Source organism: Pseudomonas persica (assembly GCF_900291015.1).
GTDB lineage: Bacteria > Pseudomonadota > Gammaproteobacteria > Pseudomonadales > Pseudomonadaceae > Aquipseudomonas.
This window is the reverse complement of the sequence record NZ_OLKL01000008.1, coordinates 122469-135045: the sequence shown is the minus strand read 5'-3', so window position 1 is coordinate 135045 and position 12577 is coordinate 122469. Positions and strand designations below refer to the sequence as shown.

The following is a 12577-nucleotide window of genomic DNA, read 5'->3' as shown; positions in this document are numbered from 1 at the left end:
TTGGCAGCGTGTACGTGAGGGCAGCAACTATAGCGCAATGACGGGTGCAGTACCCGGCGTTGCGCGCCAGGTGTGACCATGGTCGCGCGAATTGGCTGCCTGGCCGGTACACTGCTGGCTATTTAGAAAAGCGGGGGCGCTTTGCGCCCCTTTCGCGACGCAAGGCCGCTCCCACAAGTACTGCACAGGCTTCCGGTTTACACGATCCCTGTGGGAGCGGCCTTGCGTCGCGAAAGGGCTGCGCAGCAGCCCCAAGACTCCCCTGGGACACCCGATGACCTCACTGACCACCGACTGGCGTCACCGCCCCACCCACCACAAGGTCTGGGCCCTGGCCGCGCCGATGATCCTGTCCAACATCTCCGTGCCGCTGGTGGCCCTGGTCGACAGCACCGTCATCGGCCACCTCCCCCATGCCCACCAACTGGGTGCCGTGGCCGTGGGCGCCACGCTGTTCACCTTCATGGTCGGCCTGATGGGTTTCCTGCGCATGGGTTCCACCGGCTTCGCCGCCCAGGCCGCCGGCCGTGGCGACGGTGCGGCGTTGCGCCAGGTGCTGGTGCAAGGGCTGCTGCTGGCGGTCGGTTTCGCCCTGCTGATCGGCCTGCTGGCCCTGCCCTTCAGCCAGCTGGCGCTGCATGCCATGCAGCCCAGTGCGGCCCTGCAGCAGGCCACTGAAGACTTCTTTCACACCCGCCTGCTCGGCCTGCCTGCGGCACTGGCCAGCTACGCCCTGGTCGGCTGGTTCCTCGGCACCCAGAACGCCAGGGCACCGCTGGCCATCCTGCTGACCACCAACCTGCTGAACATCGCCTTGAACCTGTGGTTCGTGCTGGGCCTGAACTGGGGTGTGCTGGGTTCGGCGCGGGCCTCGGTGATTGCCGAATGGAGCGCTGCCCTGCTCGGCCTAGCCCTGACCCGCCCGGCCTTGCGCGCCTATCCGGGGCAGATCGTGTGGGCGGCGCTAAGGCGCTGGCAGGCCTGGCGGCCACTGCTGGCGGTGAACCGCGACATCTTCCTGCGCAGTCTGGCCCTGCAACTGGTGTTCCTGCTGATCACCGTGCAGGGCGCACGCCTGGGCGAAGCTACAGTGGCGGCCAACGCGTTGCTGCTCAACGGGCTGCTACTCACAGCCTATGCCCTGGATGGCCTGGCACATGCCGTGGAAGCACTCTGTGGGCATGCCATCGGTGCACGCGATCGCGACCACCTGCGCCGGTCATTGGTGGTGGCCTGCGGCTGGTCGTTGATCACCAGCCTAGGGTTTGCCGGGCTGTTTCTGCTGGGTGGGCACCTGTTCATCGACGTGCAGACAGACATCGAGAGTGTGCGGGCAGCGGCTTATCCGTACCTGCCGTACCTGGCATTGCTGCCGTTGATTGCGGTGTGGAGTTATTTGCTGGACGGGTTGTTCATAGGCGCGACCCGCGCGCGCGAGATGCGTAATGCGATGCTGGTGTCGGTGGTGATTGCGCTGCCCTTGGGAGTGCTCATGGGAGGGCTTGGCAACCATGGATTGTGGTTGGCCTTCCTCGGCTTCATGGCGTTGCGGGCGGTGACGTTGGGGTGGGTGGGGTGGCGGTTGCAGGAAAAAGGGCTTTGGGCTCAGTGACGCCGGGGCCGCTTTGCGGCCCATCGCGACGCAAGGCCGCTCCCACAAAAGACCTGCGTACGCCGATCAATGTGGGAGCGGCCTTGTGTCGCGAAATGAGGGCGAAGCCCTCACCTGCTGACTCACAGCCACACACAATCCCAATGTGGATAATCACCAGCCCGACACACCAGACCAGCCCGAATGGGATTGGCGATGATGTAGCGCGCAACTGTCCTCACATCCTCCTCGCGGCGCAAAGCCCGGTCATGAAAGCTGGTCTGCCAGACATGCCGCCTGTCAGCCCCGACCTTGTACAGCGCACAACTGCTTCTGGACTTGAACTCGCACATCAGCCTACCCAGGCTCGACGGCCCAAGCTCAACAAGCCAGTGAAGATGATCCGGCATCAAGACCCACGCCAGAGATCGACAAGCCTTGCGCTCTTCGCTGAGCCGCAATTGCCGGATAACTGTTCTGGCGAACAAGAAGTCTTTGAACAACGGTATTCGGTTGCGAGTGGTCGTGGTGAGCAGGTAAAGGCGCCCGGGCTCGGACACCCGACCGTTGCGTAAACGATGGGAGCGCGGACCTTCCATGTCGTCCTCCTTTGAACATTGCATTCAAAGGTAGCGGCGCTGGTGTGACGGGCACGGACAGGATTTTTACCGGGTGTGACGCCAGTGAGGGTTTCGCCCTCATATCGCGACGCAAGGCCGCTCCCACAAAAAACAAGCCATGCAGCTTTTGCGGGAGCGGCCCGGGGGTTACGACGACAGGTACGAAGACCGGGTCAACCCAAGGCGCAAGGCATCCAGGTACTGGGTGCGTTCACGCGCAGTGATCTTGGCGCTGGCCACCTTGTCACGGTAGTGGGTCATCAACTCCTCCGGCGACAGGTGCACGTAGCGCAGCATGTCCTCGATGGTGTCGTGGGTTTCGATCCCGGCGTGATACACGCTACCGTCGGCGTTCTGGTAGATGTTCACCGAGTCGGTGTCACCGAACAGGTTGTGCATGTCACCGAGGATCTCCTGGTAGGCACCGACCAGGAACACGCCCAGCAGGTAGTCCTCGCCTTCCTTCACCGCATGCACTGGCATGCTGGTCTCGATGCTCTGCTCGTCGACGTACTGGTTGATCTTGCCGTCGGAGTCGCAGGTCAGGTCCTGCAGCACGGCACGACGCATCGGCTCTTCGTCCAGGCGGTGCAGCGGAATGATCGGCAGTACCTGGCCGATGGCCCAGGTATCCGGCAGGCTCTGGAACACCGAGAAGTTGCAGATGTACTTGTCGGCCAGCTTGTCGTTCAGCTCGTCCAGCACCTGACGGTGCGAACGCTGGCGGGCTTTCAGCGAGTTGTGCAGGCGGCGGCATACGGCGAAGTAGCACTGTTCGGCCAGGGCCTTCTCGGCCAGGCTGATCTTGCCATCGGCATACTGCGCAGCCACGTCACCCAGGTAGTGGGTAGCGCGCCAGTAGGTCTCGGTGACCATCTCGATGTCGGTCGGGCCGAGCAGGTCGACCAGCCACTGCACGGTCTCGGGCAGGGCTTCCTTGTTCTCGATGGTCGGCACCTCGTCGTTGTGCTTCTCGACGTCGGTCACCTGGATCACCAGCATGGCGTGGTGCGCGGTCAGCGAACGGCCGCTCTCGGAGAAGATGTGCGGGTGCGGCAGGCCCTGCGCGTCGCAGAATTCCTTGAGCATGCCCACCACCACGCCGGCGTAGTCGTCCATGTCGTAGTTGATCGAGCTGGCATTGCGCGAGTGGGTACCGTCGTAGTCCACGCCCAGGCCACCGCCAACGTCGATGTGGTCGACCGGCAGGCCCAGCGCACGCAGCTCACCGTAGTAACGGATGGCTTCCTTGAAGCCGTGCTGGTAGTCGGCCAGGTTGGCAATCTGCGAGCCCATGTGGAAGTGCAGCAGGCGAATGCCCTGGTCCAGGCCGGCATCGCGGAAGCGTTGCACCACCGAGATCAGCTGGGCGGCGGACAAGCCGAACTTGGACTTCTCGCCACCGGTGTCGGCCCACTTGCTCGAGGCCAGCGACGACAGGCGCACGCGCAGGCCGACCTGCGGCTTGACCTTGAGCTCGGCGGCTTCGTCGATCACCAGGGCCACTTCCGACTCTTTCTCGATGACGATGAACACGTTGTGGCCGAGCTTCTGGCCCATCAGTGCCAGGCGGATGAACTCACGGTCCTTGTAGCCGTTGCAGACGATGGTGCCGCCTTTCGGCGCCAGCGCCAGCACTGCCAGCAGCTCAGGCTTGGAACCGGCTTCCAGGCCAATGGAGACGTTCTGCGTGGCGATGATGTTTTCCACCACCGCTTCCTGCTGGTTGACCTTGATCGGGTACAGCGCGGTGTACTTGCTCTGGTATTCCAGGCGCGCGATGTTGGCGTCGAAGGCGCCAGTCAGTTGACGCACGCGGTCCTGCAGAATGTCGGGGAAGCGCACCAGCAATGGCAGCGACAGGCCGCTCTGGCGCAGTTCGTCGACCTGTTCGAACAGGTCGATCGGTGCGCTTTTCGGGCCGTTGGGGCGCACTTCGACGCGCCCGGCTTCATTGATGGCGAAATAACCAGCGCCCCAATGGCGGATACCATAAACACTGCGGCTGTCGGCCACGGTCCATTGGCTACCATCGTCTTTGCGTGTGCGTCGTACGGACATTCAAGTCCCCTATAGATAAGTCGAAGACACTGCCCCGCAAGGAGGCGGGCGCAGTGTAAAAGCCAAAGATGACGATTCGTCCGTGCCTGGAGTAGACCCTGGTCACGGCAACGAGTTTAGAAAGCACTGGGCAAAAAATCGCGTGCCCGCATCAGCCGCCGGATTTTTTCGCCTTGAAGCCCTGCCTGGTCAGCTCACCGATCAGCAGTTCGACATGGTCGCCCTGGATTTCGATGACCCCATCCTTCAGGGCGCCACCAGTACCGCAGCGGCGCTTGAGGGTAGTGGCCAGCGCCTTGAGCTGGTCGAGCGGCAGCGGCACGCCAGTGACGGTGGTCACGGTCTTGCCACCGCGCCCCTTGCTTTCGCGGCGCACACGGGCAATGCCATCGCCTTCGGGAATGGTTTGCTGCTTGCAGGTACAGGCATCCACCGGCTGGCCACAGTCGGGGCAGTGCCGACCAGTGTCGGTGGAGTAAACGAGACCGCCAAGGGCGGCGAAGGAAGAAGCTTTCTTGGCCACTTTTGTTCCTCTGTGCTGAGGACAAAAACTGGTCGGCGGGAGCCGACCGCGAAGCCCCACTCTGGCAGGGGCGGCGCTACTGCCGCAAGACCTGCGGCAGCCCGAAAAGGGCGCGCAGTTTAACGATAAATCCGGCTGTTGCTAAGTACTGGATTGCGGCATTTTGCGAAAGTTTTGCGACCCCTTCGCGGGTAAACCCGCTCCCACAGGTACTGCGCAGGTTTCACGGCCAGTGAAATCCCTGTGGGAGCGGGTTTACCCGCGAAGGGGCCGGCATGGCCCACGCATCTATTTGAGGCTGGCTTTATAGCGCTGCAACGCCGCCAACGAGTCCGGGCAATACGGCTTCGTCAGGCTTTCTTGCTCAGCCTGCTCCAGGCCAATGAAGCGCGCCTCGATCACCTCCTCCGGCTGTAACTGCAACGGCGCATCGGAAACCGCCGAATACACCGCACACCACAACCGGTTGTCGGGCTGGTCAAAGTAGAACCGCTCGTGAAAGCGCAACTCGACGTCATCGATCCCCAGCTCCTCGGCCAGCTCACGCGCTGCCGAGTCGGCATACGCCTCCCCGGCCGCCACCATGCCACCCGCCGCCACATCCCAGTACCCCGGATACAGCGCCTTGCTCAGGGTACGCCGGTGCACGCACAGCTCACCGGCACTGTTGAACAGCAAAATGAACGTGCAACGCCCGATCAGGCCGCGCTCGCGCAGTTCGGCGCGGGGCAAGGCCCCCAGCACCTGGTCGGCTTCGTCCACCCAGGTGACCAGCTCGCGGTCGGAAGCCGCCCGGTGGGCGGCCTCGTTTGGGCTGATAGCCATCATCAACCTTGCGACAGCAACTGGCGCAGGTCGATTACTGCGGCGTTGGCCCGGGAAATGTAGTTGGCCATGACCAGCGAGTGGTTGGCCCACATGCCAAAGCCACTGCCGTTGAGCACCATCGGGCTCCACAGGGCTTCTTGCGAGGCTTCCAGCTCACGGATGATCTGGCGCACGCTGACCGTGGCGTTCTTCTTCGCCAACACATCGGCAAAGTCCACCTCGATGGCGCGCAGCAGGTGCGACAGTGCCCAGGCCTGACCACGGGCTTCGTAGAACACGTTGTCAATCTGCAGCCATGGGGTTTCCACCAGCTCCTCATCCACCTGCGGCGCCTGGCCGGCGACCACCGACTCGGTCTTCAGCGTAGTGTTGAGCTTGACCCGGCCAACGCTGGCCGACAGGCGCTGCGACAGCGAGCCCAGGCGGGTGGCCACGTCACCCAGCCAGTTGTTCAGGTTGTCGGCACGGGTGTAGAAGATCGCGCCCTTGTCGCCGGCAGCCAGACGGGTCTGGTAGCGGGTCAGCGACTTGATGCCCTCTTCGAACTCCGACTCGCTCGATGGCAGGATCCAGCTCTTGTTGTCGAAGTTGAAGCGCGGCTCGGCCTTGGCCAGGTCGGCGTCTTCGGTAGACTGCGACTGCGAACGGGCGAAGTCCTTGCGCAGGGCACGGGACAGGTCGCGCACCTGAACCAGCACGCCATATTCCCAGCTCGGCATGTTGTCCATCCACAGCCCTGGCGGGAAACGGTCGTTGGAAATGTAGCCACCCGGCTTGTTCAGCAAGGTACCAGCCACAGTCTTGAGGGTTTCGATGGTGGTGTAGCCCACCACCATCTGCTGGCCTGTGCGCTCGGCGGCGGCCTGGGCGTTCTGCTGCACCGGGAACAGCTCCGGCTCCTGGCTCCAGTACCAGCCCAGGCCGATACACACCAGCAGGTACAACCCGATCAGGGTCCCCAGGGCACGGCTCCAGAGGCCGCCAAGGTAGCTACGGGCGGCCGCGCCACGGCCGTCGACACGCTCGCGGGGCTCGGCTTTGGCCTCGCGGTTTTTCCAGTCCAGCATGGCTTTGTCCTTAATCAGTCACGACGGTTCAGGGGCTTGGACCACAGGCCTGCGCCAGGGTGCCACGGCAAGCCCACGTGACAGCACTATAAAGCAGACACCGCCTTACGCATAAGCGACCAATCGGTCGGCAACTGAATATTCGTTCCAGCCGCTTTGTTGATGCACGGCACTCACGCAGGTGAAAAGAGCTGCTAGCATAGAGCCATCATTGCCCCTGCACATCCCAACCTACAAGTAGCCAGGACATGAGCCAAGCAGTCGAGCCGAGCCCGCAGTGCCCCGTCCAACAGCTGACGCGTAGCGGCCTGCGCAAGGACGATCCGCTCGACCAGGTGCTGCTGCCGCCCCTGCGCAAGCCGGTGTACATCCTGCTGCAGGACCACGAGCGTGCCCAGCGCCTGGCCCAGCAACTGGAGTTCTTTGGCCTGGAGGTGCAGGCGCTGGCCAACGCCGCGGCGTTTCACGCCTCGATCGACGAATACCCGCCTTCGGCGATTATCATGGATGTCGACTTCAGCGGCGCCGGCCAGGGCCTGCGGCTGGCTGCCCAGGTGCAGCAGGGGCTGGCCCGACATATACCGCTACTGTTCTTCAGCCACCACGAAACCGACACCCCGACGCGCCTGGCCGCCGTGCGCGCCGGCGGCCAGGACTTTCTCACCGGCACCCTGGAAGCCTCCAGCCTGCTGGAAAAGGTCGAACTGCTGACCAATGCCACCCAGCACGACCCGTTGCGCGTGCTGATCATCGACGACTCGCGCACCCAGGCCCTGTACACCGAGCGCGTGCTAGCCAGCGCCGGCATGCTCACCCGCAGCCTGACCGACCCGATCCGCACCATGGCCGAGCTGGCAGACTTCCAGCCCGACCTGATCATCCTCGACCTGTACATGCCGGCCTGCACCGGCCCGGAGCTGGCCAAGGTGATCCGCCACAGCGACCGTTATGTGAGCGTGCCGATCATCTACCTGTCCGCCGAGGACGACCTGGACAAGCAACTGGATGCCATGAGCGAAGGCGGTGATGACTTCCTGACCAAACCGTTTCGCTCACGCCACCTGATCACTACCGTGCGCAACCGCGCCGCCCGTGCCCGGCACCTGAAGGCGCGCATGGTGCGCGACAGCCTGACCGGGTTGTACAACCACACCCACATCCTGCAACTGCTGGAAGACTGCAGCTTCCGCGCCCGTCGTGAACAGCAGCCGTTGAGCTTTGCCATGCTCGACATCGACCACTTCAAGAAGATCAACGACCGCCACGGCCACCCCATGGGCGACCGAGTGATCAAGAGCCTGGCGCTGTTTCTCAAGCAGCGCTTGCGCAAGACCGACTTCATTGGCCGTTATGGTGGTGAAGAGTTCGCCATTGTCATGCCCAATACCGCGCTGGACGCGGCGCACAAGGTGCTGGACGACATCCGCCAGCGCTTTGCCGAGATTATCTACCCGGCGCAGCCTCGGGACTTGCAGTGCACCTTCAGTGCCGGGGTGGTGCAGCTGGATGAGGGGCTGGATGCACTGACCATGGCCAGTGCGGCGGACGAGGCGCTGTACCGGGCCAAGCATGCCGGGCGTAATTGCGTGGTGCGTGTGGAGCCCTGAGTCAGGTTTTGCCTGTGCCGGCCTCTTCGCGGCTAAAGCCGCTCCCACAGGTACTCCACCGGACTGCAGGATTGTGCCGTCCCTGTGGGAGCGGCTTTAGCCGCGAAGAGGCCGGCACATCTCCAAATAGAGGCACTGTGCCACTTTTTTATGACGCCAACCCCCGGTCGTCATCACCCCGTCACAAAATCGCAATAACTTCAGCCACCGACCTCTCCCCTCCTCCCCAGGAAGCTCGTGGCTATGCGCCTGAAGTGGCTGACCAATTTCAACACCCTGTTGCTGGTAACCGTGTGTATCGCCCTGGGCGCCACCTTGTGGTGGTCGCAGCGGGCCCTGGAACGCCCCTACCAGTTGATGGAGCGCTACCTGGGCCTGTCCCAGCAGTTCCAGAACCAGGCGGCACGCAACATCCAGGCCTATCTGGGCAGCGGCGATGCCCTGCGCCACGCCGCGGCCATGGAGGCCAATCAGAAACTGCAGGCCGCGCTGGCCGAGTGGCCCAGCGAACTGGCCGACAAACTGCGCCCCAGCCTGGACAGCCTGCAGGCTTTTACCGCCGAGGAACTGCTGGCCGCCGGCAAGCTGGCCGGCGACCCGCAAGCCCTGCTGCTGCAAGCCGAGCGGGAACTGGGGGCCAACCTCGAACAACTGACCGGCTACGCCCGCGACAGCGCCAGCGCCGACGCCAGCCGCTACCTGGTGCCTTTGCTCGACGCCACCGTGCACCTCGGTCGCCTGTCGCTGGCCCGGGACAAGCTGGTCAGCAGTGGCCGCCCGGAGCTGGCCGACGAAGTAGAGCGCGAGCTGCAACTGATCCGCGCCCAGGCTCAGGCGATCGACGCCTTGCCCTTGCTGGGCGTAACCCGCGCCGCCGAGTCCGGTGCCGACGACTTCGCCGCAATGATGGGCCTGGAAACCCAGGCCAGCGCCCAGCAGGAAGACATTGCCGTTGGCCTCAAGCGTGAACTGCAGAGCCTGCTCAGCCGTTACCCGGGCGAACTGCAGCGCACCCGCGAACAAATCGAGCGCCGCGTCGCCCTGGCGGCCAGCACCGGCCAGCGTCTGGAGGCCGTGCAGCAGGCCATCGCGGCGCTGGAGCCCGAGGTACGTGGCCAGCACGCGCAAATTGCCGCCGAAGTGCGCATCATCCAGGGCCTGATGATCGGCCTTATCCTGCTTATCGCCCTGCTGATCGACACCTTGCAACGGCGCCTGGCGCGCACCTTGACCGGCCTGGCCCCGGCCCTGTCGCGCTGGGCCGAGGGAGACTTCGCCGCGGCCATCGCCCTGGGCAGGACCAACCGCGAACTGCGCGACATCCAGGAATCGCTCAACCGCCTGCGCCAGTACCTGGTGGAGCTGGTGGGTACTATCCGCCACAACGCCGAGCAGGTGGCTGGCAGCAGCCACGCCCTGGCCGGCATGAGTGCCGCCCTGCATGACGGCGCCGAACGCCAGGCCGGCGACACCGGGCAGATCCGCGATGCCCTGGGTGAACTGGAAGCGACCATCCAGCAAGTGGCCGGCGACGCCAGCGCCGCCGCCGACGCCAGCCGCGATGCCGGGCGTGCAGTAGAGCACGGCCAGACGGTGATCGGCCAAAGCCTGTCGGGCTTGCGTGAGCTGGTTGACGAGGTGCAGGGCAACGCCCGCATGATCGAGCAACTGGCAGAGGAGTCGGCCACCATCGGCGGAGTGCTGACGGTGATCCGTTCGATTGCCGAGCAGACCAACCTGCTGGCGCTGAATGCCGCGATCGAAGCGGCCCGTGCCGGTGAGATGGGCCGTGGTTTTGCCGTGGTGGCCGATGAAGTGCGTTCACTGGCACAGCGCACCACCGGGGCCACCGGCGAGATTCAGGCACTGATCGACCGCTTGCAGCAGGCCGCCAGAAGTTCAGTGGCCGGGATGCGTGCGCAGCTTGAGCATGCCGAGGCCACGGCCAACCAGGCCCAGGCGGCGGACGGGGCGCTGGACGAGATTGTCTGTGCAATTCGCACCATTTCGGAAACGGCGGTGCGGATTGCCGATGTCACGGCGCAGCAGAGTGGTGCGGTGAGTGAGATTCGCGACCACAGCGGGCGGATTCATGAGTTGGGTGAGGACAACCTGCAGCGCATTGGCGAGGGGCGTGAGCAAGGCGAGCAGCTGCTTAGCCTGGGGGGTGAACTGAACCGGGCGGTGCGGGCCTTCAGAGTCTAGGTTGGCCTGTGCCGGCCTCTTCGCGGGTAAACCCGCTCCCACAGGGTTAGCGCATGGCTTGAGGTCTATGCGGTCGAGGTGGGAGCGGGTTTACCCGCGAAGAGGCCGGCACAGGCGGCACATGAGCCAGCGGCCATGTGTCGCCCCCAACGCCAGCATGGCCCAAACCCGCACCAACTCCGCTATCATGCCCAGCACGTTCCACCTCGCGAGTCCGCCATGCGCCGCCTGTTTTTCCTGCTGTTCCTGCTGCTGGCCAGCCCTGCCTTCGCCACGGGCCTGCTCGACAACCGCCCCAGTGCCACCCTTGGCGCAGCCTCGCTGGCCAACAACGCCGACTTCCTGCCAGTACACGAGGCCTTCAAGCTCAACCTGGTCCAGGCCGATGCGCAAACCATCAAGCTGCGCTTCGTCGCCACCGCTGGCTACTATCTCTACCGCCACCGCTTCCAGTTCCGCACCGAACCGGCCGATATCGCCCTGGGCACACCAAACATCCCCAAGGGCGAGGCCAAGCACGATGAGTTCTTCGGCGACGTCGAGGTGTACCACGGCGTGCTCGATATCGAGTTGCCGCGCAACGACCCGCGCGCCTTCACCCTGCTGGTGGGCTACCAGGGTTGCGCCGACAAAGGCCTGTGCTACCCACCGGAAACCGCACGCCTGAGCATCGACGGCGAAGGCGGCGCAAGCACCCCGGCCAGCGGTGAACACGCCTGGACCTGGAAGGCGCTGCTGTTGTTCTTCCTCGCCGGGGTCGGCCTGACCTTCACCCCCTGCGTGCTGCCGATGCTGCCGATCCTCTCCGGCGTGGTGCTGCGTGGCCAGGCCGGCGGCCTGCGCGGGCTGGCGCTGTCGCTGGCCTACGTGCTGCCGATGGCGGCCAGCTTCGCGGTACTCGGCGCCCTGATGGGGCTGTTCGGCGCCGGCCTGAACCTGCAGGCGCGCCTGCAGTCGGCCTGGGTGCTGGTGCCCTTCGCGCTGTTCTTCGTGGTGTTCGCCATGGCCATGTTCGGCCTGTTCGAACTGAAGCTGCCGCAAGCCCTGAGCAACCGCCTGAACAACGTCGCCAGCCACACCCGGGGCGGCTCGCTGCTAGGCGCGGCAATCCTGGGCGTACTCTCCAGCCTGCTGGTTTCGCCGTGTGTGTCGGCGCCCCTGGCCGGTGCGTTGCTGTACATCAGCGCCAGTGGCGATGCCCTGGGCGGCGCACTCAAGCTGTTCGCCCTGGGCCTGGGCATGGGCGCACCATTGCTACTGGTGGCTACCGGTGGCGCGGCCTGGTTGCCGAAAAGCGGCCCTTGGCTGAACACGGTGAAGAACACCATCGGCGTCCTGCTGCTGGGCTTGGCCATCGGCTTGCTCAGCCGTGTGCTGCCAGGCCCGCTGACCTTGCTGCTGGTCGGTTTCCTCGCCGCTGGCGTGGCGTTGTTCCTCGGCGCCCTGGAGTTTGTCGTCAAGACCGCGCGTCAGCGCCTGGCCCAACTGCTTGGCCTGGCCCTGCTGGTGTACGCCCTGGCCTGCTGGTACGGCGCCCTCAGCGGCCAGGGCGACCCGCTGCGCCCGCTGCCGCCGGCAACCCTTGTGGCCGCAGGCAACGGCCCGGCGCTGCAGGCGGATAGCTGGCAGACCATCACCACCCCCGCCGCACTGGACGCCGCCTTGGCCCAGGCCAAGGCGGCCGGCCAACCGGTACTGCTGGACTGGTACGCCGACTGGTGCATCAGCTGCAAGGTGATCGAGCGCGAGGTGCTCACCGCGCCGCAGGTGCAAGCGCAACTGGCCGGCTTCAAGCTGCTGCGTTTCGACATCACCGAGAGCAATGCCGAACAACGCAGCCTGCTCGACCGCTACCAGCTGTTCGGCCCTCCCGCCCTGTTGTTCTTTGCCGCGAACGGTAGCGAAATAACCGCTGATCGGGTCATTGGCGAGATAAATGCCGGTGAATTTGCGCAAATTTTGACACGCGTGCGCGACAAAGTCGGTCTATAACTTCCCGCGAGCTGTGAAAAATCCTGAAATCAGTGACCAAATTTAATTATTTGGTCACATACTTCGCGCGAACCTCGGACATC

General features: G+C 64.5%; 9 protein-coding genes. 4 read left to right on the top strand and 5 right to left on the bottom strand.

The genetic code is table 11. The features are described from left to right. Positions 1-274: 274 nt before the first annotated feature. Positions 275-1612 carry an MATE family efflux transporter gene (locus tag FQ664_RS03365; protein WP_144170397.1) on the top strand — a complete coding sequence of 446 codons (1338 nt, stop codon included), beginning with the start codon at positions 275-277 and terminating at the stop codon, positions 1610-1612. Positions 1613-1734: 122 nt separating this feature from the next. On the opposite strand, the gene FQ664_RS03360 is transcribed toward FQ664_RS03365, so the two are convergent. The 5 genes from FQ664_RS03360 to FQ664_RS03340 all read right to left on the bottom strand — a co-directional run bounded on the left by FQ664_RS03360 (position 1735) and on the right by FQ664_RS03340 (position 6690). Beyond that, positions 1735-2190: an REP-associated tyrosine transposase gene (locus FQ664_RS03360; RefSeq protein ID WP_144170396.1), complete on the bottom strand. Its 456-nt coding sequence runs from the start codon at positions 2188-2190 to the stop codon at positions 1735-1737. A 168-nt stretch (positions 2191-2358) separates the two neighbouring features. Beyond that, positions 2359-4272 carry an arginine decarboxylase gene (gene speA / locus FQ664_RS03355; protein WP_144170395.1) on the bottom strand — a complete coding sequence of 638 codons (1914 nt, stop codon included), beginning with the start codon at positions 4270-4272 and terminating at the stop codon, positions 2359-2361. 151 nt (positions 4273-4423) lie between these two features. After that, complete coding sequence (locus tag FQ664_RS03350) at positions 4424-4795, bottom strand: translation initiation factor Sui1 (RefSeq protein ID WP_144170394.1); 372 nt, start codon at positions 4793-4795, stop codon at positions 4424-4426. Positions 4796-5083: 288 nt separating this feature from the next. After that, entirely contained in the window at positions 5084-5620 is a 537-nt protein-coding gene (locus tag FQ664_RS03345) for an NUDIX hydrolase (RefSeq protein WP_144170393.1), read from the bottom strand. Between the two features lie 2 nt (positions 5621-5622). Then, positions 5623-6690: a DUF2333 family protein gene (locus tag FQ664_RS03340; protein ID WP_046615996.1), complete on the bottom strand. Its 1068-nt coding sequence runs from the start codon at positions 6688-6690 to the stop codon at positions 5623-5625. 248 nt (positions 6691-6938) lie between these two features. Between FQ664_RS03340 and FQ664_RS03335 the strand changes: the two genes are divergently transcribed. The 3 genes from FQ664_RS03335 to FQ664_RS03320 all read left to right on the top strand — a co-directional run bounded on the left by FQ664_RS03335 (position 6939) and on the right by FQ664_RS03320 (position 12494). Then, on the top strand, positions 6939-8297 hold the full coding sequence (locus FQ664_RS03335) for a diguanylate cyclase (protein WP_144170392.1): 1359 nt from the start codon (positions 6939-6941) through the stop codon (positions 8295-8297). A gap of 243 nt (positions 8298-8540) precedes the next feature. Next, positions 8541-10502: a methyl-accepting chemotaxis protein gene (locus FQ664_RS03325; protein ID WP_144170391.1), complete on the top strand. Its 1962-nt coding sequence runs from the start codon at positions 8541-8543 to the stop codon at positions 10500-10502. A 219-nt stretch (positions 10503-10721) separates the two neighbouring features. Then, complete coding sequence (locus tag FQ664_RS03320; RefSeq protein ID WP_144170390.1) at positions 10722-12494, top strand: protein-disulfide reductase DsbD; 1773 nt, start codon at positions 10722-10724, stop codon at positions 12492-12494. Positions 12495-12577 lie beyond the last annotated feature (83 nt).

Excerpts from the sequence above, each read along its gene's own strand:
- FQ664_RS03320 (WP_144170390.1), top strand. The coding sequence starts at position 10,722 with ATGCGCCGCCTGTTTTTCCTGCTGTTCCTGCTGCTGGCCAGCCCTGCC.
- FQ664_RS03335 (WP_144170392.1), top strand. The coding sequence starts at position 6,939 with ATGAGCCAAGCAGTCGAGCCGAGCCCGCAGTGCCCCGTCCAACAGCTG.
- FQ664_RS03360 (WP_144170396.1), bottom strand. The coding sequence starts at position 2,190 with ATGGAAGGTCCGCGCTCCCATCGTTTACGCAACGGTCGGGTGTCCGAG.
- FQ664_RS03325 (WP_144170391.1), top strand. The coding sequence starts at position 8,541 with ATGCGCCTGAAGTGGCTGACCAATTTCAACACCCTGTTGCTGGTAACC.
- FQ664_RS03365 (WP_144170397.1), top strand. The coding sequence starts at position 275 with ATGACCTCACTGACCACCGACTGGCGTCACCGCCCCACCCACCACAAG.
- FQ664_RS03340 (WP_046615996.1), bottom strand. The coding sequence starts at position 6,690 with ATGCTGGACTGGAAAAACCGCGAGGCCAAAGCCGAGCCCCGCGAGCGT.
- speA (WP_144170395.1), bottom strand. The coding sequence starts at position 4,272 with ATGTCCGTACGACGCACACGCAAAGACGATGGTAGCCAATGGACCGTG.
- FQ664_RS03345 (WP_144170393.1), bottom strand. The coding sequence starts at position 5,620 with ATGGCTATCAGCCCAAACGAGGCCGCCCACCGGGCGGCTTCCGACCGC.